Raw genomic sequence first — 19,888 nt, 5'->3', positions numbered from 1 at the left:
GGCGGTTCGGTCAGCCCGCGGCGCCCGGATCGATGGCGACGACGAGGCGCCCGCGCACGGCTCCCTCGAGTATTTTCGAGGCGTAGCCGATTGTCTCGTCGAGGCCGATTTGATGCGTCAGGGAATCGAGCCTTCTCGTATCGAGATCGCTCGATAACCGGCGCCAGGCCTCGAGGCGGTCGGGCATCGGGCGGTAGACGCTGTCGATCCCTGCGAGAGTGACGCCGCGCAGGATGAAGGGCGCGACGGAGCCGGGCAGATCAAGCCCTTGCGCAAGTCCGCAGGCCGCCGCCGCGCCCCCATAGCGCATGGCCGCGAGGACATTTGCGAGAGTATGGCTGCCGACGCTGTCGATCGCGCCGGCCCAGCGCTCCTTTTGCAGCGGTTCGCCGGGCGAAGACAGCTTCGCACGGTCGATCACCTCCCGCGCGCCAAGACCTTTCAAATAATCTGCTTCCGCCGCCCGGCCTGTCGAAGCGACGACAGCATAGCCGAGCTTATGCAACAGCGCGATGGCGATGCTCCCGACGCCCCCCGCCGCGCCGGTGACGAGCACCTCGCCCTTGTCCGGCGTGACGCCATTATGCTCCAGCGCCATAACACAGAGCATCGCAGTATAACCCGCCGTGCCGATCGCCATTGCCTGACGCGGCGTAAACGCCTTCGGCAGCGGAATCAGCCAGTCGCTTTTGAGGCGCGCGCGTTCCGCGAGACCGCCCCAATGGACGTCGCCAATGCCAAAGCCATTGACAAGGACGAGATCGCCGCGCTTGAATTTCGGGCTGCCGCTGTCTTCCACGGCGCCGACGAGGTCAATGCCCGGAACCATAGGAAAATGACGCACCACAGGGAAACGACCGGTGATCGCCAATGCGTCCTTGTAGTTCAGTGTCGAATAGGCCACGCGCACCGTGACGTCCCCGTCCGGCAATTGAGCCTCGTCGAGCTGCGTCAGTTTTGTCGCGTAAGACCCGCCGGCTTTATCGGTCAGCAAACCCTTGAACATGTGTTTCCCCTGCAACGGCGCCGGCTCGCCGAGCCCTGGCGGCCGCAGTTAACATGACGAACGACATATCAAAGTCGGCGCGGGTATCGCGGCGTTCAAACGGGCGGCGCCGGGAGGTAACGGCTTTTCCCCCGTCGCGCTATTCGATGACCTCGGTCGATGGCCGATCATCGCCGTCGGCGCGCTCGGTTTTCCATTTTCCCTTTTCGGTTTCATATTCGATTTCCTCGGTCTCTCCCGGCGTCCTCTGTTCTTCCGCCACGCGTTTCGCCGCGGCGACAGCGGCGGCATGGCTTGGGAAAGTCTCCGAGTACACGCCATCCAACGTATAGGCCCAGCCTCCATCGTGCTCGACTACATGATAGGCAATCTTACTCATGTCGTTGCTCCTCTTCGATCCGGAACCACAGGCAGTCTCGCGTGTCGGCCAATCGCTCCCGGCGTGAAGCGGCAGGGGATCAGCGGAAATGAACGATGAGCCGTTGCTAACACGCCTCCGCTCCCAACTCAATTCATGGCGCGCCGGGCTGTTTCAAGGCCGCACGGCGCCGTATGGTGGCGTTTATGGTCTTGCCCGCGCTCAGGCAGCGCGCGCCCGGCTCGCCGGGCAAGTCGCGGGCGCGCACGCAAAAGCCAATTGGGGGGGATGATGCTGGAAAGGAAGCGGCGCCGAAGCCCTTTGCTGAGCCGGACGCGAGCCGGCGGGGCGCTCGTCCTGCCGGAATGTCGCGCTGATGGATGACGCGGCGAAAGATCCGCCACTGTCGGAAGCCCCGGCCGCGCCGCCGCCGCGAGACTCCCGGGCGAGATGGCTTTATCCGCTCCTGCGCGTCATTCTGGTCGCTGCGATTGGCTATCTCGCCTGGTTCATCGCGGGACATTGGAACCGCTGGACCGGCGCCGCCCGCTTCGAGACGACCGACGACGCCTACATCGTCGGCGACGTCACGCCGCTCGCGGCGAAGGTTTCGGGCTATGTGAAGACGGTCGCCGTTGGCGACTATCAGCCCGTGCGCAAAGGCGATCTCATCGTCGAAATCGATCCTTCCGACTACACTGCGGCGCTGGAGCAAGCCGAGGCTTCTCGCGCGGCGGCGCAGGCGAACCTCGATAATCTGGCCAACCAGAAAGACGTGCAGCGGGCCCTTGTTCGTCAGGCCGAGGCGACGATCGAAGCAACGCAAGCGGACCTCAAGCGCTACCAGCTCGAACAGAAGCGTCAGCAGGAATTGCTGCAAACCCGCATCGCCGGGCTGCCGCAGCTGGCCGAGCAGGCGGACGCCAATGAAAAACGCACCGAGGCGCAACTGCTCCTCAATGAGGCGCAGCTCGATCAGCAAAAGGCGCTTCTCTCCAGTCTCGACGTCCAGAAGAAACAGCTTGAGGCGCAGTTGCGCGCAGCCGCCGCCGCGGCCGATCTCGCGCACAACAATCTGACCTATACGCGCATCCTTTCGCCGGCCGATGGATTGGTCGGTCAGCGCCAGGTGCGCCCGGGACAATTCGTCAATGCGGGGGCGCAGGTGATTGCCGTAGTGCCGCTGCCCAACATCTGGGTGATCGCCAATTACAAGGAAACGCAAATGACGAACATCCGGATTGGAGAGCCGGCGCGCGTTACCGTCGACGCCTTTCCGGATCTGAAGCTGACCGGCCATGTCGACAGTTGGTCTCCAGGCACAGGCAGCACATTCGCCCTGCTGCCGCCAGATAATGCGACGGGCAACTTCACTAAAGTCGTCCAGCGCGTTCCGGTGAAGATCGTGCTCGATCCGAACCCGGCGCTCGGCGCTTTGGTCCGGCCGGGCATGTCCGTCGTCGCCACCATCGATACGAGAAACGGCGAGGGGGCTGGCGCCGGCGCGGCTATGGCGCCGCCTGCCGCGGCCAAGTGATGGCCTCTCCTGCTTCGATCGCGTCAGCCGCGCCGACGCGCCTTCGCGCCGATACGCTGCGCCCCTATATCGGCATTCTGGGTGTTTTGCTTGGCGCGATGATGAGCACACTTGGCAGCCGCGTCACCACCTTTGGCCTTACCGATCTGCGCGGCGGTCTCCATGCCGGCTTCGATGAAGGCGCATGGATCACGACGAGTTTCGGCGTTGGTCAGATGATGAGCGGCGTCGCCTCTCCCTATATGGCGGCCGTCTTCGGCGTGCGGCGTTTTCTGCTGCTTGGCATCGTGCTGTTCTTCACGACGAGCCTTCTCGCGCCGCTGTCGCCTAATCTGAACGCCTTCCTCGCGGCTCAGTTTCTTGGCGGCCTTGGCTCGGGCACGTTCATTCCACTGACCATCAGTTTTATTGTGCGCAGCCTGCCGCCGCGTCTCGTCATCTACGGCGTCGCCGTCTATGCGATGAATTCGGAAATGTCGCAGAACATCGGCGCTTCCCTCGAGGGCTGGTTTTCGGACCATCTGTCGTGGGCGTGGATCGACTGGCAGTATTGTTTCGCCCTGCCACTGATGTTCGGCTGCATCTTTTATGGCGTGCCGCGTGATCCCCCGACGTCGATGCGTTTGCGCGATCTGGATTGGCCGGGGCTCATATACGCCGGGCTCGGCTTCGCGCTGCTCTACGCTGGTCTCGACCAAGGCAACAGGCTGGACTGGACCAACAATGGCCTCGTCAACGGCTTTTTGATTTCCGGCGCGCTGCTGACGATGTTCTTCGTCGTCAGGGAACTCATCGCGGCGCGTCCCTTCATCAACATACGGCTGATGGCCCGCGAAAACCTGTTGCTTCTCATGGCTCTCCTGGCCGGCTATCGCTTCATCATCCTCTCGACGGCCTACATCATCCCGAACTATTTGCAGACCGTGCAAAATTTCCGGGAGCTTCAGGTAGGAGCCGTGTTGCTTTGGATCGCCCTGCCGCAGTTCGCCATCGTACTGCTGCTTGGCGCCTTGCTAAAACGCGCCGACGCGCGTCTCGTGCTGGCGTTCGGCACCGCCTTGATTGGCGTCGCCTGCCTGATGGCGACCAACCTCACAAGCGAGTGGGCGACCGATGACTTCCTCCCCTCGCAGATCCTGCAGGCGATTGGTCAATCATTCGCGCTGACCGCGTTGATTGTCTTGATCGTTCGTTCGATCAATCCGGCGGACGCTTTGACGATCGGCAGCCTGATGCAGATGAGCCGTCTGTTCGGCGGCGAGATCGGCACCGCTTTCATGCAGACTTTCGTCAGGATCCGCGAACAGATCCACTCCAATCTCGTCGGCGCGCATGTCGACGGGTTGGCGGCGTTAACGATTGAGCGCCTAGCGGCCTATCGCGCCGCCGTCGGCGCGCGCACGGCCGACCTCGAGGAGACGGCCGCGCGGGCGACCAAACTTCTCGCGGCGAACGTTGCGCAACAGGCTTCCGTGCTTGCCTATATCGACGGCTTTCTGGCCGCCGCGGCCGGCGCTTTCGCCTGCCTTATTCTCGTCGCGCTGCTACGCCGACAGCCGCCCTCGCCATTTTGAAACGGCATTTCACGCATGCGAGCCGGCGCATCACCGCGCTCGCCGGCGCTTTGGATCGCTCATTCCGCAGCGCGCCGCAAAGCGCGCTCAAGCTCGGCGTCGAGATCGCGGCTGACCGCGGCGACCCGTTCGTCGCCAAACTGACCGAAGAGGGTGGAGGGTTTGTCGTATTCAAATGTCGCGCCTCCAGCCGCGTTCTGATACAGCACAACCCGCAGCGGAGCATAAAGCGCCGCCGCTAGCTCGTGCTGCGTCATCATGGTCGCCGTGAGCGGATTGCCGATTTCATATTGCCGCGCCTTGCGGGACCGGCCGGCGCTGCGCAGAAAAGCGCCGTGGTCGCGCTTCAGGAAGATAAAAAGCGCCGCGCCATGCTCCAGCTTTTTGGCGAGCCCGCTATCGCCATTCGTCAACGCCGCCGCGATTGCCGGATCGATCTGGGGAAGAGCGCCGTCAAGCGCCGCCTCGACTTGCTCGAATGTCTTTGTCGTCTCGATTTTGACGTGCTCGACCTCTATCACGCGCTCCGTCACGACAGGAGCGGCGAGGGCGGCCTCGATCCCGGCTATTAGCGTCACGAGGCAGACGGACGCCAGCGCGATCATGCGAGATGCCTTCGGCGGACGCTTGGGCGGACGCTTGCCGGGCGCGGCCTTAGCGCGATCGGCCGCGGGCTGACGCGAGCGAGTCCGAAGCCCGGCGGGGCGGCTCGTTTGACCTTCGTTCAGCATGGCCTCTCGCCCCTGGTCGTTCACTCTTATCCCGACAACATTATATGATCATGATAAGCTGATTAAGCTGGAAGCGAAACGACGTCAAGGCGCCCATTTCGCAGAATGCCCGCAAACTGAATGTCAGCCTCGACGTTCACCGCGTCCAGTCCCTGCGCAGTCTTTCGGCGCCGGCGGTGGGCGACCTTTGCCGACCCTTTGAATCGGTCCATTCATCAGAGAGGGTCCTCGACTGGTTGGACGAGATCCCTGAATTCACGCTGGTTCTTTTCGATCGTTCTTATAAATCGAACAATTCAATATAAAAAATGCGTTGGATAGATTAATCATCAATCATCATATTGGCCGGGACGATTGAGGATTCCGGCCATGAACGCGCCCACCCGACCAGATTTCCACGCTACCCCGCATTCCACGGCTTTGAAGCCGGGCTCCCATGTCGCGCATGTCGCGGCCGGGCGCACAAGCATCTGGCCGGGCCTGATTCTGGCCGCCTCGATCGCGGGACTTGCCTTCGCGCTGAGGCAATTGCCGGGCCTCTCCGCCTTCAGTCCGATGATCCTCGCCATCGTGATCGGTATTGGCTATCGCAATATGATCGGAACTCCGGCGCGTCTCAAAGCGGGCATCGCCTTTTCGCTGCGCCGGATTTTGCGCTTCGGCATCATACTGCTGGGCCTCCAGTTAACGGCGACGCAGGTGATCGCGGTTGGCGCCAGCGGCGTCAGCGTGATCGTCCTGACGCTCGTCGCCACCTTTCTGTTCACCAAATGGGCTGGTCAGATCCTCGGCGTCGACCGCAAGCTTGCTGAGCTGATCGCGGCCGGAACCTCGATCTGCGGCGCTTCCGCGGTCATCGCGACGAACACGGTGACCGGCGCCCATGACGAGGATGTGGCCTATGCGGTCGCCTGCGTCACGGTCTTTGGATCGATCGCGATGGTCGTCTACCCGATGCTGCCGGCGCTGTTGCACCTTGACCCCCACGCTTATGGCCTATGGGCCGGAAGTTCGATCCATGAAATCGCGCAGGTGGTCGCCGCCGCCTACCAGGATGGCAAACAGGCGGGGGAGTTCGGCACGATCGCCAAGCTGTCTCGCGTGATGATGCTCGCGCCCCTGGTCATCACTCTTGGCCTCGTCGCTAGGCGCCGCGCCCGCCGCGACGGTCACGGTCACATCCAGGCCAAAGCGCCGATGCCCTGGTTCGTCCTGGGCTTCATCGCGCTCGTCGGCGTCAACAGCATAATAAGCGTCCCCGTCGAAGCGAAGGCGCCGATCGTCATAGCGACGACTTTTCTTCTCTCGACGGCGCTTGCCGCTATGGGACTCGAAACGGACATCGCCAAGCTGCGGGCAAAGGGCATTCGTCCCTTCGTGTTGGGCTTTGCCGCTTTTCTCTTCGTCGCAATCTTCAGCTTGATGCTGGTCAAAATGACGACGTGACGCCCGTCGTGATGCTGGACCAAGATCACTATCGCTTCCGGAACTAAAAATGTGTTTATGTCGTCCGATATCTATACGTTTGCTACGGGTGGTAAAATATACTTTAAGGCCGACGGGTTCATCAACGATTCATGTTCGCAAGCGCGTTCCCGTTTGCGTTGATGCGGCAAGGCGTCGAAGACGTGGAAGGCCCTGGTTCAATCGGCTGCCTCCGACAACGCGCCGCGGCGCGGTGCAGGCTGGCTATTCAAACTAAATTTCAATGATGGGGAGGAGACGACGCGATGGTCGACCTGCGATTTGGACGACGCCAGTTCCTCGAACGCGCGAGCGCCCTTGGGGTCATGATCGCCTCAGGATCTTTCGGGGCTTCGGCTGAAACCCTCAATCTTCACTTGCCGGGCCCGCCGAGCGAGCGCCCCCTCACCAAGGCGTTCCCGCAGAAGGGCGAGATGATCCTGCAACGGACGCGGCCGCCGCTGCTCGAGACGCCGTTTTCCGTCTTCGACAAGGGCGTTTTCACGCCGAACGACCAGTTTTTTGTGCGCTGGCATCTTGCCGACATACCGGAGTCGATCGACGTGACCTCGTTCCGTCTCTCCGTCAAAGGTCTGGTGAACCAGGAGCTGTCGCTGAACCTTAGCGAAATCCTGGCGCTGCCGCGGTTCGAGATCGCGGCCGTCAATCAATGTTCGGGCAACTCGCGCGGATTTTTCCAGCCACGCGTTCCGGGCGGCCAATGGGGCCACGGCGCCATGGGCAACGCCAAATGGACAGGCGTCCGGCTGCGCGACGTATTGGACAGAGCTGGCGTCGGGGCCGGGGCCGTTCAGGTGCGCTTCAGGGGGCTCGAAGAAGGCGTGCTGCCGGCGACGCCGGATTTTATGAAGTCGCTCGACATCGATCATGCGCGCGATGGCGAGGTCATGATCGCTTATCTCATGAACGGCGAACAGCTGCCGATTCTCAACGGCTTTCCGCTCCGGCTAATCGTGCCCGGCTGGTATTCGACTTATTGGGTCAAGATGCTCAGCTCGATAGAAGTGCTCGGCGAGCCTGACGAAAACTTCTGGATGAAGACGGCCTATCGGATCCCCGACACGCCAGGCGCCAATGTCAAGCCTGGGGAAAAGGGATTCAAGACCGTTCCCATCAGCAGGATGGTTCCGCGCTCCTTCATCACAAACCTTTCCGCCGGCGCCACGATAGAAGCGGGCAAGCCGACATTGGTTCGCGGTCTTGCGTTTGGCGGCGACTCGGGCGTCGCGAGCGTCGACTTTTCGTCAGATGGCGGGACAAGCTGGACGCCGGCGACGCTGGGTGCGGACGAAGGGCAATACAGCTTCAGGCTCTGGCAGATCAACTTCACTGCGGCGGAGCGCGGGCAGCGGATGCTGATGGTGCGGACGACGAACAAAGCCGGCCTTACGCAGCCGCCGCTTCCGACATGGAATCCGGGCGGCTACATGCTGAACGTCATTGAATCGACGCCGATCACCGTCTCTTGAATGTAGGAAGGGTTTGCCCATGATCACGCAGATCTTCGCCGCGGTTGCGCTTTGCGCCTCGGTCGGCTGCTCCGTCGCGGCGGAATCGGAAACCACCGTTTCGGCCGCCGGCGTCACGCTGAAAAGCGTCTCCGTGACTTTTCCCGAAAGCGATCGTCGCTTTCCGGGTGGAGCGGACGCGAAGGCGATTAACAGCAATTGCCTGATATGCCACTCGAGCGGCATGGTGCTCTACCAGCCTCGGCTTTCGCCAACCACGTGGGGTGAGGAAGTCGCGAAGATGCGGAAGACCTACGGGGCGCCGGTCCCTGATGAGAGCGTCGCCGCGATCGTCGATTATCTTTCCGGGCTTGACCCCCAGGACTAGAGCATGATGCCGAAAAGTTGCAGACTTTTCGGGCCAAAATCATGCGGTAAAACAAAGGCTTAAAGAGCGGAATGCGATTCCGCTTGAACGCATTTCGCTCTAGAGCGCTCTCCGATCGAATGGAGTCATTCGATCGATCTAACCGGCCTCGCTTCCTGTGCATCAGCGCGGCTTTAATGCGCTTCCGTATTATTCGCGCTTTAATCGGCTGCGGCTGTTTTTGCCGGCTGTTGTCATCGCGATTATTCTATTGCGATCGAGAAAGGACCGGAGAGCGAAGCGGGATTCCTTTGCCGCTCGCCCTCCGGCAAGGCGCCCGGGAGGAAAGACGCCAAGTCGTTCTCCGCCTATGCGCGGGCGGCGTAAGCCCAGACTATTCAATCACCCGCGCGCTGGCGCGCCGCTGCGCCAGATACCGATCGGACGCGCAACACACGATGAAGCGTCCAAAAAAGTCGCGCTCCGGTGCTCAGTCCTGGTTTCGACACCCCTCGGCGGCCCGAGTAAAATGACGCATTAGCCGATCCGCGGTCTGTGAACCGAGACCAACCTTGGCAATCGCCTTCGTCATGCAGGCGAGCCAAAGATCCCGCTCCTTGCGGCCGATCGGAACATGCGCATGCATCTCTCGAAGATGCGCATGCCCATATTTCTGCACGTAATATTGCGGACCACCGAGAAAACCGGACAGGAAGTTAAATTGCTCGATTCGAGAATGGGCGACGCCGTGTCCCCGCAGATGAAGCAGATGTAGTTCCTTCGCCTCCGGGTCCGTCTCGACAATGTCGTAGAACGTCTCGACCAGCCGACGAATTTCCTCCTCGCCACCCATCTTCTCATAGAGCGATTGCATTTGCCTCAGAGCGCGCACAAACGGATCCTCCATCGACGATCGGCGGGTTTTTCGATAAGCCGTAACGTCGCCTTGGGCCGCTAGAGCGCTTTCCGATCGAATGGAGTCATTCGATCGCTCAGAAATCGCTCCAGCTTCAAAAGCTTGAGCATATTCTTCTCGATCAGATCGAACCGATCTGATCGGAATATGCTCTAGAGCTCCGCCTGCTCTGAGTGGGTTCCGCTCGACAACGCGGCGCCGTCATCGAAAGGCGCGAGATAATCGACGACCATTTTGCGAAAGCGGGTCAGCCCTTTGTAGTCTTCGAGCTCTGGACGAAGATCGCGCAGCACGCGATGCAGGCGTTTGCGCCATTTATCGACCTTTGCGATATCGCCGACGCTGATCAGATAGCAGCGGATTCCGAACAGAATGGCGTTTGAGCGCGGCAGACGGAAAAGGGTCTGCAATTCAACGCGCAGAAACACCTTGTCGGCGACGTTTTGAGGGGTGACGGTCGTACGGTCCGGTCCCCACAGGGGATAATTTTCCGGGCTGGTGTCGAGCCTCGGATTGATGGTCATCGTCCAGTTCAATCTGCGGACCGGCTGGCCATATTGAAGCCGCAAGAGGAATTTCAGCGCGCGGTCGAAGACGCCGATCTGATGCGCGAGCGGAACCGGTCCGTGCCATTCGTGAAACGTCATACCGATGTTGAATTCGAGCGACCAGTCAGCCTGTGTCGTGACCATTCCGCCGTCGACGAATAAATTATCGTCGCGCTGGTCCTGCAAGGTGAAGTCGCCCTGCGCCTGGCGCGTGATATATTCGAACGGTTCGCAGGGGAGCGTCGCCTCATCGCCAAAGGTGAATGTTTGTTTCAGTCCGAGCGGGCGATTCTCCCAGGTCCAGCGGGCTCCATCCTTGGTGAGAGAGAAGTCCTGGGGGTAATCCCTGGCGAAGCTCTCCATGATGAGCTCCAGCGTGTCCCACTGAGCCGCCATCATATGCGGCAGCACCTTGCAACGGCCCGGATCCTCCTGCAGCACCAGGGCCCTCTCCCGGCATTCCGCTACATAGTGTTCGTCAATGTCGAATAGATGGTCGAGAGCCGGCGTCGCCCCGCCCCTGACATGAGGCTCGATGTTGACCGAGTACATGTAGGCGTCTTCGGGGAACGGGAACGGAAAGCGCAGGATGGCCTCGTCGCTGTTGCAAAAGGCGAAGTCGCGCCGGAATGTCTCAGTCGGTTTGAACCGCGTGTTCATCAAATTTCTCCGCTTCATTTCGCTGACGTTGGCGCGCTTGTGTTCACATCATTGGCGTATCAAATGGCCGAACCGGCGCTCCGCCGTGCTATAGATCGAGGATGAGGCTGTTGGTTTTCGCCCTCGAGACGCAAATCATGATTGACCGGTTCGAAGCGCGCTCTCCGGCGTCAAGAAAATGATCGCGATGATCCGGCTCGCCCTCGATCACGCTCGTCAAGCACTCGCCACAAGCGCCGCCGCGACACAGGCAGGCAGGCTCAAGGCCGGCTTCCTCAATCGCTTCGAGCAGCGTCTGATCGTCGCGAACACTGACTTTGAGGCCGGAGCGCTGCAAGATCGCGATGAACGGAACGCCGCCGGCGTGTGCGCCGCCGAACGATTCAGAGTGAAGCTTCGACTTCGGCCATCCATGATCTCGCGCGGCGGCGAGCGCCATCGTCATCAGGCCTTCAGGACCGCAGGTATAAAGATGCGTTCCGAGAGGTTGCGATGTGAGCGCTGCTGAAAGATCGAACGCCGCCGAAGCCGGATGAATATGGATGTTCGACGCATCGAAGCGGGATAGAATGCTCTCGAAGACAGACACTTCCTCATCCCGGCAAAAGTGGTGCAGCTCGAACGGCGCTCCGCCTTGTTTCAACGCCGTCATATATGCAAGAAAAGGCGTCACGCCGATGCCGCCGCTCACCATCAGATGTTTCTGCGCGATACGCGATATGGGGAACAGATTGCCCGGCTCGTGCGCGGCGACGATATGCCCTGTCTCGACGGCCTCATGCAGAAAGGCGGACCCCCCTCGCGATTGAGCGACCCGGCGCACAATGATGGCGAGGTGACTGCGATCAGCCGGCGCGGAGACGATCGAATAAGCGTTCTTCCAGCGCCGGCCGCCGCCCTGCAGCGTCAAGCGAAGATGAGCGCCGGGGCCCGCTGGCGGAAGTTCGCCGCCGTCCGCGGCCTCAAAAACGAAGCGTTTCAGCAAAGGCGAAATTGGCTCGGCCTCACGAACCCTCAAGGCAAGGTGGTCCACGAATTGATCAGCGCCGTTCATGGAAATGCCTCTTCAATTGAAGGGAGCTCGCCGGGGGATTCGGCGTCAACCTGCACCCCCATGAAGGCCGCGAGCCGCCGCGAAAAATGATCGCGAACGAGCAGATGCGCGCCACAGCCGCTGCAGGCGACAATATTGGTCGCGACGTTTTCGGTGAAAGCGCGGCAGTGGACGCAATAGACGCGCCGCCGTTCCGATCCGGCGTGGGTCAAGTGATATTCGCCATCGTCCATGCCCAAGGAGCGCGCAAGCTTCGCGACGTCCCAGACAAAGGCTTCGAGCCCGACCGCATACAGGCGAAAGCCCATCCGTTCGCGCGCCAGACGATGGGGGAGCGCATCGAGCAACTGCGTCGTCGATCGGAAGCTACGCGAGATTGCGTTTAGCTCGGGCAGCGGAGATTGGGCGATCCTGCTGTCGCCGAGCGCGGACCAGAACTCGACTCTCGCATTGCCGGGCAAGGACGCCAGCAATTCGGCGCCTGGCGCCATCGCGTGATCGGCCGCGATAAGATGACTTCGTCCAGTCGGATCGATCGCCAAGGCCTCATATACAGGCCGACTGACTATGCCGGAAACAAGCACTTCAAACTCCTTGACCATCGCGCCAATGGCGACAAACCAAAACAGCCGCAATCCACCTCAGCGGCGCATTTAAGCCCTCACCCGGGATTTATCGGGATCGTAATGGGGGAAACGAGTGACTGTCGCCTTCAGCCGCTTCTGTTGTCCGTCCAGCTTGCCGATTTCGACAGGTGTTCCGATCGCCGTGTACGCCATATCCAACCGCGCCAGCGCGATCGTCTTGGCAAGCTTCGGCGAGCGCGTCGCGCTTGTGACGATGCCGACCTGGGCGCGTCCCACATGAACTGGATCGCCGTGGCCGACGTGTTCATTCCCCGCGATGTCGAGACCGACGAGTTGACGGACCGGGTGCGCGCGGCGCCGGGCGAGCGCTTCGGAGCCGACATAGGACTCCAGCTTCTCCGCCGGGACCGAAAAGCCAATGCCCGCTTCAAACGGATCGGTCTGATCGCAGAATTCGAAATGGGCGAAGATCAGACCGGCCTCGATGCGCACCATATCGAGCGCGGCGAAGCCGAACGGCGCGAGTCCATAGGGTTCGCCGGCCGCAACGATGGCGTCCCACACCTTTGGGCCGGAATCGGGATGGCACCAGATCTCATAGCCAAGTTCGCCCGTATAGCCTGTGCGGGACACGAGCACCGGAGCGTTCGCTATCTTGCCGATGGTGAAACGGAACCACTTGAGTTCGTCAATTGAAGGCTGACGCGGCGGCGTCGCCAGAACTTCCCGTAGAATGTCGCGGGATCTTGGCCCTTGCAGGGCGACGTTATGGAGTTGATCCGTCGACGACTTCACCCACGCCCGCAGCCCTTGCTCCGCAGCCAGCTGACGCAGCCAGACGCCGCAATAATCGTCGCCGCAGACGAGGCGGAAATTATTCTCGCCCAGGCGGAAGACTGTGCCATCGTCGATCATGCCGCCATGCTCGTAGCAAAGAGCGGTATAGACGATCTGGCCGACCGCGAGCTTGCGGATGTTGCGCGTGACGGCGCTCTGAAGCAGGGCTTCGGCGTCGGGGCCGGTGATCTCGAATTTGCGCAACGCGGAGAGATCCATCAAGGCCGCGCGCTCGCGGCAAGCCCAATATTCCGCAACAGGTCCGGCGGCGGCAAAGCATTGCGGCATCCAGAAGCCGCGGTATTCGATGAAACCGCGCGTCAGCGCCGAGGTTCTTGAATGAAAGCCGGACTCGCGCGTCAGTTTCGGCGGCGCATCGGGTGTCATGCGGTGTGCTATCCCTTTGGAAAAGTTGGAGGCGGCGTCATAGACCCGGACGTGGATGTCGGTCGGCGCCCAGCCGTTGGCGGGGTCAATGTCATCGGCGCAGGAGGATGAGGCGCAGACGAGATCGGTGAGAGCGCGAAGTAGCACGTAGTCGCCCGGCCGCGACCAGGGTTCGTCCATGCCGATGCTGTTGTCGTGGGAAACGAATGTGTTGTAGAAAAAATTAACGGCCGGCCATCCGCGGCGGGGCCTGACGCCAAAAGCCGTGAGCGCCGCATTGAAATTATCAGTGCAGTTGGCATGCCCTGGATAGCCCATATCGTCGTAATATTTTGAATTGCAGGCCAGCATGAAGGTGTCGTGTCTGCCCACAGTGTCGCGCACGACTTCGACCAGTGGCCCCATGTCCTGATCAAAATATTTCGCATAGAGACCAGGCCCAGGCGTAGCGGAGCCCATCAGCGTGCGCGTCGTCGTTGGATCAATGGCGAGTTCGCGCCCGTCTGCGAGAGCCTTGGAGTCGAAGGCGAGAAAGTCAGAACATTGACGTCCCTCGACGTCGATGATCTGAATATATTCGCCAGCCGCGACGCGATAGGCGCTGGCCGTCGCGGCCTTCACGCGCAGATCAAGCCTTGGCGTTGCGAGGGGGGGTGGAAGCGCGGCGGCACGGTCGTGCGGCGACTGGATATTGATCCGCAGCTCGGTCGGCGCGTCTTGCTCGTCCGGCCGCATGCGGTCGCCCGGAGCCGCAAGGAGGCAGCGCATGTCGGCCGGCGCCTTGAAGCGGACGCTTGCGCCGGCCACGCTTTCACGGCCGAACAACAACGTCGTTTCCAGCAGCTCCGCATCCGCTCGCGCCGCTAAAAAGGCGCGGGCGAGTTCGGCGTCGGCGCCACAGGCGGTGACGCATTCATCAGCGGCGAAGGTCAACGTCGCAGCATCAGCCAAGAGGTTGCTCAGCACCGGCCGATCCGAGGCGACAAAAAGTTGACCGATCTGACGGCCTTCGGGATCGATGATCGTCGCCTCGTCGCCAGCGCGGAGGACGAAGGCGGCTGCGCCGCCGCCCTCTGCGCAAAGCAGCCGCGATCGCGGCCGCAACCCTTTAGCCGAGACGTCAAGCGAGCGCGTTACTTCGAGGTTCATTGTTACGCCCTGTTCATTGGCGGCGGTTCACACTGCGTTCGATCTGAAGCGGCCGCCGCTCATTCGGCGGCGGCGGGATGCTGCAAAAACGCCTCGAATGAATCGTCGAGCGCCTCGATCCATTTGGTGTGATGCGTTGGGGCGCGGTTTCCAGTCATGACCGAAACATAGCTGTTGTCGCGGTAGCCCATGATGCTGGCGGCCTTGTCGTTCTCCCACTCCTTGAACAATCGGGCGACGCGGTCGAGATCGAACATCGGATAGTCGGTGGCGGGAATCAGGTCGCGCACATATTCGGTCTGGAAGTCGATGCCGTCGAACGCGGTTTCGACCTTTTCCTCCAATGCGCGCCAGTGGTCGATGTCCTTCTGGCGCTCCTCTTTGGAAGGCAGTGCTATGCGCCCGAGAATGACGTCGCGCGCATACCACGCCTGCGCGTCGAACATGTTGAAAGTGAAATACTGATCCTGCATTCCAAGATAGATGAGCTTCGGATTGTCCTGCCAGAAGACGCCCTTGTAGAGCCCGCCCGGATAGAGCCGGTTCGACGTCTTGAGACGCAGATGATCCGGCAGGAACGGAAAATGATGCAGGTAGCCCGTGCATAAGAGAACGGCGTCGACCACCGCCTCGCTGCCGTCCTTGAAAGTGGCCGTCTTGCCGACGAGCTTGGTCAGTAGCGGTTTGACGGTGAAGCACTCCGGCCATTGGAAGTTCAGCGGTCTTGACCGATAGCTGAAAGTGATCGACTTGGCGCCGTATTTATAGCACTGGCTCGCGATATCCTCGGCGGAATAGCTGCTTCCGACGACCAGCAGGTTCTTTCCGACGAATTCGTTAGCGTCGCGGAAGTCGTGGGCGTGAAGCACGCGGCCAGGGAATACTTCGATGCCCGGAAAGTGAGGAACGTTCGGCGTCGAGAAATGGCCGCTTGCGACGACGACGTAATCGAAATCTTCAGAGTAGAGCTCGTCCTTTTTCAGATCTTTCACGGTCACCGTGAACTTCTGCGTCGCCTCATCGAAATCGATCCAGTGCGCGACCGTGTTGAAGCGCACAAATTTGCGCACATCGCTCTTTTCGACGCGGCCCATGATATAATCGTGCAGAACCGCGCGCGGCGGGTAGGAGGGGATGGGCCGGCCGAAATGCTCCTCGAAAGAGTAATCGGCGAACTCAAGACATTCCTTCGGGCCGTTCGACCAGAGATAGCGATACATGCTCCCATGCACCGGCTCGCCGAACTCGTCGACGCCTGTGCGCCATGTGTAATTCCAAAGACCGCCCCAGTCCGATTGCTTCTCGAAGCACACGAGTTCGGGGACCTCGGCGCCCTTTTTTCCGGCCGACTGAAATGCGCGAAGCTGCGCCAATCCGCTCGGGCCGGCCCCGATGATTGCAACGCGAAGTGTCATGTCCAAATCCTTTTATTCAAAACTGTGGTTGATCGGAGACGTTGGCGAACCGGTTCAGCGTGGAGACCGCTCGCTCAAGGGATGGGTGCGAAGACGAAGCGGATCGTAGAAGGGCGTTTTGACCACGCGTGCTTTGAAGATTCCGGCGTCGCTCCGGATCTCGAGCTCCGTCCCGAACGCTTTGTGCGCCGGCTCAACATGGGCCAGGGCGATCGAACGCATCAGATGCTGGCTGTATGTGCTACTGTTGACGACGCCGGTCTGCTTGCCGCCCTTGAAGATCTGTGCGCCGGGCTCGATGGCCTCGTGATGATCGATCTCGATTCCAACTTGCGCAACGCGCTTCTGTCCGCGCCGGCGCGAGAGAGCGTCCTTGCCGCGGAACGAAGGCTTGTCCAGATCAACCGTCCAGTCGACGCCGACTTCCCATGGCGTGGTGTCGCCCTCCGGCATGTCATAAGGGAAGAACAAAAGGCCGCCCTCGACACGCACGATGTCAAGACAGGCCCAGGAGACGGCCATCGCGCCGAAAGGCTTTCCGGCGTCGAGAATCGAGTCCCAGATGAAGACGGCGTCTGCGGCCCTGCAGAAGACTTCATAACCGCGCTCACCCGAATAGCCACCCCGCGCGATCGAAACGTCGCGGCCAAACAAAGTGGTTTTCCGGTGTTCGAAATAGCGCAGGTCGGCGAGGTTCGAGGGTGTATGCGGCGCAAGAATGTCGAGCGCCTTCGGTCCTTGAAGCGACAGAATATGCGTATCGTTGTCTTTGCGGAAATGCACTTCCCGCCCAGCGGCGATGCTCGGCAGAACATCCTCGAGTGCGCCGCCGCCGTGCGAAATCCGATAGGCGCCCGGACCGTCGCAATAAATCAGAACATCGTCGATCAAAGAGCCGTTATCGTCGACGATATTGCTGATCGCCGATGTGCCCGGCTTAATTTTGGTGATGTCGGAGGTAAGCATCTCGTTCAGCGCGCTGAGCGCGTCCCTCCCGGACACGTCGATGAGGCGCAGGGCCGTCACATCGAACAGGCCTGCGCTGGTTCGCACGGTTGTCGTCTCAACGTAAGGATCTGTAGCGTAGAGCTGCGGGATGGGCATGTCGTTCCATGACGACTCGAATTTGGTCCCGAGTTGCCGGTGGCGTTCATTCAACACGGATTGGCGGGAATAGACATGGGTGTTCATCGAAGAGCGTCCCTTGATGCATTCCATTGAAGTTGGAAGCGTGTTTTTGAGAGAGCCGCGCCCGCACCGGAACGATCCGGGCGCGGAAGGTTTAGAGCTGGAAGAACCAGTTGGCGGCAAGCAAGACGACGACGCCGGCGATCAGCGTCAAATAGGGAAGAAAGCCGGCCTTCTTCGTCACAATCGTTTTTCCGTCGCCGATTTGAAGATCCTCAAAGGTCTCGTGCGGGAACTTGCCGCCGTCCTGGACATAGTGCCGGTAGAGAAAAACGGGGATGATGAGCGCCGCCGTGCAGAGGCCGGCCCATAGCGCCACCGGATTCCAGACTTTTGCGCCGGCGCCCATGAAGATGACGTTGACGAAGGCGAAGACCGCGCCGAGCCCGATGATCCAGGAGGGCGCTTTGTATGGGCGCGGAACATGCCCCGAATCGATCCGGTGGATCCAGCCGGAATTGAGATTGAGGAAGTTGAAGATGATGTAGCCGCAGTTCGACACCGCGAGGATGAAGAAGAAGCTCGTGGCGTCGGCGCAGGCGATGGCGAGGAGGATCAAATTGAAGGTCAGATCGGTCCACATCGCGCGCGTCGGCGCGCCATGCTCGTTGACATGGCTGAGGTAGCGGGGCAGCCAGCCATCGACCGATCCCTGATAGAGTGTGCGCGACGATCCGGCCATCGCGGTCATGATTGAGAGGATGAGAGCCAGTATCATCAGCATCACAAGGATGCTTTCGACAAATTTGCCGCCGCCGACCATATGCGCCATGGCCTGGGCGACGCCGGAGCCGTCGACGATCGCCGGATCGAGCATTCCGTTTAGGCCGAGTACGCCCTGGAATGTGAACGGCACCAGGATGAACAGGGCCATGCAAAGAAGGCCGGAATAAAAGATCGCTTTGAATGTATCCTTCGAAGGGTCGCGGAATTCGCTCGTGTAGCAGACAGCCGTTTCAAATCCATAGGTCGACCACGCGGCGATGAACATGCCTCCGAGGGCGAGAGTCCAACCCGGTATGTTCCAGCTTCCTGGTTCTGGCGCCGAGGCGGCCGCGAGTGGAACGAGCGGAGAGAAGTTACTCCAGTCCACTTTGCCGGTAAGAAGCGGAACCACACCGACGACGACCATTGGTATGATGACAGTCAGGCCAATCCATTTCTGGACATTCGCCGTGCCGAGAATGCCGCGGTGCTGAATCGCGAAAACCATCAACATCAAGACGGCGCCGACAAAGAACGCCGCATTGAACGAGAAGCTGACCGGGCCGATTGAGTGCGTGAACGCCGTCCAGTTGCGAATATCCGGCGTCAGCGCCGCAACCGCCGCCGCAGCCTTGTCGGCGTCGGACCCGGAGATGCTCGCGCCATGCGTTGCGAGCCATTGCGCGACTTCCGGTCCACTTGCCAGCGGGACGGGAGCAAGCGCGTTCAAGATGTAGGCCGCGGCAATTGAGCAACCAAGAGAGAGCACAGGGCTCCAGGCGAACCAGTTGCACCACACGGAGAGCGGAGCGACCAATTTCGAGTAGCGGACCCATGCCGCAGCGCCGTAGATCGAGGCGCCGCCGGATTTGTTCGGGAACAGGCCCGCTATTTCCGCATAGGTAAATGACTGAAGGAAGCCGAGGACGATCGAAACCGTCCATATGAGAAAGGCGAGCTTCCCGGTCGTTCCGGCGATGCCGCCAATGGAGAAGAGGACGAGGGCCGGGACGCCGCTCGCTACCCAGAAGGCGCCGGTCCAGTTGATAGATCGGTGAAGCTTTCCTTCAGCCTCGCTGCCGAGTGACGTCTCGACGATGCTTGTCATTCCCTCTCCTCCTTCGCGATTTCGATTCTTGTCGGCGTAGAGCTGCGGCCTAAGAGCACAGGTTCGGCGACGCTCGATTTAGACAGCGGTTAAACTGAATGTCAAAATATTTTCTTCATAAGAAACCACTTTGAGCAGTATGCCTATAATGCAGTGCCATCGCCTATCAACTGAGCAAAGACATGAAAGCCATAGAGAGGTGGTGACAGGAGGTGTTATCTGACGGGCAAGCGTATAACGCTGCCAACGCTACGACATGGCGTAGCTGGATACATAGGAGAGCAGTAGCGTGATCGCCGTATCGCGACACGATTATTCACTGCAACAGAAGCGTGCGATTGTTAGAGAGTGTGTATGCGCTATATGAGACATGGATAAAACAAGCTTGACTTGATTTATCCACGGCAGCACAGCGGAAAATAAGCAATTGACAGAAGCTCGTGGCTCAAGCGCCAGCTTCCGGTGGCGGCCTGTCGCCATCGCCCGCTTTTATACTCTTGGATCGTCCCTCCAGACGTCTTGATTATGGTCCTGTTTAATTCGCCTCGGTGCATCGGCGCAATGGTGCCGATTGGCACTATCGAAGCCGGCAGATAGTGATGGGCGCCGTCTCCTCATCCTTCATCCCCCATCCCCGCGCGCAGATGGGATCGCGCCGATCGAGCGACGACAAGCGAGGGAGCCAGTCTGGAACTCAGGCAGTCCGCACCGGGCATGCGCTTTGCTTGGCGACTGATCCGCTGGCTGATAGACGCGGACGCGGCAGACCGCCGTTGAAGACGCCGCCGTCGCGGCACGGCGGCGAAGGAGCGTCACAAAAGGCTTGTG

General features: G+C 60.6%; 16 protein-coding genes. 5 read left to right on the top strand and 11 right to left on the bottom strand.

The window, feature by feature from the left end:
• Window positions 1-10: 10 nt before the first annotated feature.
• Both acuI and MPC4_RS10220 read right to left on the bottom strand, forming a co-directional pair.
• On the bottom strand, window positions 11-1,006 hold the full coding sequence (gene acuI / locus MPC4_RS10225; protein ID WP_174512434.1) for an acrylyl-CoA reductase (NADPH): 996 nt from the start codon (window positions 1,004-1,006) through the stop codon (window positions 11-13).
• A gap of 139 nt (window positions 1,007-1,145) precedes the next feature.
• Window positions 1,146-1,385: a DUF2188 domain-containing protein gene (locus MPC4_RS10220; RefSeq protein WP_134490683.1), complete on the bottom strand. Its 240-nt coding sequence runs from the start codon at window positions 1,383-1,385 to the stop codon at window positions 1,146-1,148.
• A gap of 355 nt (window positions 1,386-1,740) precedes the next feature.
• Between MPC4_RS10220 and MPC4_RS10215 the strand changes: the two genes are divergently transcribed.
• Together MPC4_RS10215 and MPC4_RS10210 are read left to right on the top strand one after the other, a co-directional pair.
• A complete protein-coding gene (locus MPC4_RS10215; RefSeq protein WP_174512433.1) occupies window positions 1,741-2,901 on the top strand; it encodes an HlyD family secretion protein in 1,161 nt (386 codons plus the stop codon).
• Window positions 2,901-4,475: an MFS transporter gene (locus MPC4_RS10210; protein ID WP_174512432.1), complete on the top strand. Its 1,575-nt coding sequence runs from the start codon at window positions 2,901-2,903 to the stop codon at window positions 4,473-4,475. The genes MPC4_RS10215 and MPC4_RS10210 overlap by 1 nt, the downstream gene beginning before the upstream one ends.
• A 59-nt stretch (window positions 4,476-4,534) precedes the next feature.
• Here the strand turns inward: MPC4_RS10210 and MPC4_RS10205 are convergent, their stop codons facing one another.
• Window positions 4,535-5,080 carry a DUF302 domain-containing protein gene (locus MPC4_RS10205; protein ID WP_174512431.1) on the bottom strand — a complete coding sequence of 182 codons (546 nt, stop codon included), beginning with the start codon at window positions 5,078-5,080 and terminating at the stop codon, window positions 4,535-4,537.
• A gap of 495 nt (window positions 5,081-5,575) precedes the next feature.
• Here MPC4_RS10205 and MPC4_RS10200 point away from each other — a divergent pair, with 495 nt between their 5' ends.
• From MPC4_RS10200 to MPC4_RS10190, 3 genes are all read left to right on the top strand, one after another.
• On the top strand, window positions 5,576-6,652 hold the full coding sequence (locus MPC4_RS10200) for a YeiH family protein (RefSeq protein ID WP_174512430.1): 1,077 nt from the start codon (window positions 5,576-5,578) through the stop codon (window positions 6,650-6,652).
• A gap of 284 nt (window positions 6,653-6,936) precedes the next feature.
• On the top strand, window positions 6,937-8,160 hold the full coding sequence (locus MPC4_RS10195; RefSeq protein WP_174512429.1) for a molybdopterin-dependent oxidoreductase: 1,224 nt from the start codon (window positions 6,937-6,939) through the stop codon (window positions 8,158-8,160).
• 19 nt (window positions 8,161-8,179) lie between these two features.
• Complete coding sequence (locus tag MPC4_RS10190; RefSeq protein WP_174512428.1) at window positions 8,180-8,527, top strand: cytochrome c; 348 nt, start codon at window positions 8,180-8,182, stop codon at window positions 8,525-8,527.
• A 469-nt stretch (window positions 8,528-8,996) separates the two neighbouring features.
• Here the strand turns inward: MPC4_RS10190 and MPC4_RS10185 are convergent, their stop codons facing one another.
• The 8 genes from MPC4_RS10185 to MPC4_RS10150 all read right to left on the bottom strand — a co-directional run bounded on the left by MPC4_RS10185 (window position 8,997) and on the right by MPC4_RS10150 (window position 19,060).
• Window positions 8,997-9,398: a group II truncated hemoglobin gene (locus MPC4_RS10185; RefSeq protein ID WP_244628942.1), complete on the bottom strand. Its 402-nt coding sequence runs from the start codon at window positions 9,396-9,398 to the stop codon at window positions 8,997-8,999.
• 176 nt (window positions 9,399-9,574) lie between these two features.
• Window positions 9,575-10,630, bottom strand: a complete 1,056-nt coding sequence (locus MPC4_RS10180; protein WP_174512426.1) for a heme-dependent oxidative N-demethylase family protein — start codon at window positions 10,628-10,630, stop codon at window positions 9,575-9,577.
• Between the two features lie 88 nt (window positions 10,631-10,718).
• The gene (locus tag MPC4_RS10175; protein WP_174512425.1) at window positions 10,719-11,684 is read right to left on the bottom strand and encodes a PDR/VanB family oxidoreductase; all 966 of its coding nucleotides are present in this window, start codon (window positions 11,682-11,684) and stop codon (window positions 10,719-10,721) included.
• Window positions 11,681-12,319 (bottom strand): dimethylamine monooxygenase subunit DmmA family protein, encoded by a 639-nt coding sequence (locus tag MPC4_RS10170; protein ID WP_280514781.1) that lies wholly within the window; start codon window positions 12,317-12,319, stop codon window positions 11,681-11,683. The genes MPC4_RS10175 and MPC4_RS10170 overlap by 4 nt, the downstream gene beginning before the upstream one ends.
• Before the next feature lie 18 nt (window positions 12,320-12,337).
• Complete coding sequence (locus MPC4_RS10165) at window positions 12,338-14,644, bottom strand: trimethylamine N-oxide demethylase (protein ID WP_174512424.1); 2,307 nt, start codon at window positions 14,642-14,644, stop codon at window positions 12,338-12,340.
• Window positions 14,645-14,703: 59 nt separating this feature from the next.
• The gene (locus tag MPC4_RS10160) at window positions 14,704-16,059 is read right to left on the bottom strand and encodes an NAD(P)-binding domain-containing protein (RefSeq protein ID WP_174512423.1); all 1,356 of its coding nucleotides are present in this window, start codon (window positions 16,057-16,059) and stop codon (window positions 14,704-14,706) included.
• A gap of 54 nt (window positions 16,060-16,113) precedes the next feature.
• On the bottom strand, window positions 16,114-17,250 hold the full coding sequence (locus tag MPC4_RS10155; protein WP_174512422.1) for an aminomethyl transferase family protein: 1,137 nt from the start codon (window positions 17,248-17,250) through the stop codon (window positions 16,114-16,116).
• 91 nt (window positions 17,251-17,341) lie between these two features.
• On the bottom strand, window positions 17,342-19,060 hold the full coding sequence (locus MPC4_RS10150; protein WP_174512421.1) for a trimethylamine N-oxide permease: 1,719 nt from the start codon (window positions 19,058-19,060) through the stop codon (window positions 17,342-17,344).
• Between the last annotated feature and the right edge of the window lie 828 nt (window positions 19,061-19,888).

It is taken from the genome of Methylocella tundrae (assembly GCF_901905185.1).
Classification (GTDB): Bacteria; Pseudomonadota; Alphaproteobacteria; order Rhizobiales; family Beijerinckiaceae; genus Methylocapsa; species Methylocapsa tundrae.
This window is presented reverse-complemented; position numbering and strand designations above follow the sequence as displayed.

Bases quoted from the DNA above. Each gene is read 5' to 3' on its own strand.
- acuI (WP_174512434.1), bottom strand. From the start codon at position 1,006: ATGTTCAAGGGTTTGCTGACCGATAAAGCCGGCGGGTCTTACGCGACA.
- MPC4_RS10220 (WP_134490683.1), bottom strand. From the start codon at position 1,385: ATGAGTAAGATTGCCTATCATGTAGTCGAGCACGATGGAGGCTGGGCC.
- MPC4_RS10215 (WP_174512433.1), top strand. From the start codon at position 1,741: ATGGATGACGCGGCGAAAGATCCGCCACTGTCGGAAGCCCCGGCCGCG.
- MPC4_RS10210 (WP_174512432.1), top strand. From the start codon at position 2,901: ATGGCCTCTCCTGCTTCGATCGCGTCAGCCGCGCCGACGCGCCTTCGC.
- MPC4_RS10205 (WP_174512431.1), bottom strand. From the start codon at position 5,080: ATGATCGCGCTGGCGTCCGTCTGCCTCGTGACGCTAATAGCCGGGATC.
- MPC4_RS10200 (WP_174512430.1), top strand. From the start codon at position 5,576: ATGAACGCGCCCACCCGACCAGATTTCCACGCTACCCCGCATTCCACG.
- MPC4_RS10195 (WP_174512429.1), top strand. From the start codon at position 6,937: ATGGTCGACCTGCGATTTGGACGACGCCAGTTCCTCGAACGCGCGAGC.
- MPC4_RS10190 (WP_174512428.1), top strand. From the start codon at position 8,180: ATGATCACGCAGATCTTCGCCGCGGTTGCGCTTTGCGCCTCGGTCGGC.
- MPC4_RS10180 (WP_174512426.1), bottom strand. From the start codon at position 10,630: ATGAACACGCGGTTCAAACCGACTGAGACATTCCGGCGCGACTTCGCC.
- MPC4_RS10175 (WP_174512425.1), bottom strand. From the start codon at position 11,684: ATGAACGGCGCTGATCAATTCGTGGACCACCTTGCCTTGAGGGTTCGT.
- MPC4_RS10165 (WP_174512424.1), bottom strand. From the start codon at position 14,644: ATGAACCTCGAAGTAACGCGCTCGCTTGACGTCTCGGCTAAAGGGTTG.
- MPC4_RS10160 (WP_174512423.1), bottom strand. From the start codon at position 16,059: ATGACACTTCGCGTTGCAATCATCGGGGCCGGCCCGAGCGGATTGGCG.
- MPC4_RS10155 (WP_174512422.1), bottom strand. From the start codon at position 17,250: ATGAACACCCATGTCTATTCCCGCCAATCCGTGTTGAATGAACGCCAC.
- MPC4_RS10150 (WP_174512421.1), bottom strand. From the start codon at position 19,060: ATGACAAGCATCGTCGAGACGTCACTCGGCAGCGAGGCTGAAGGAAAG.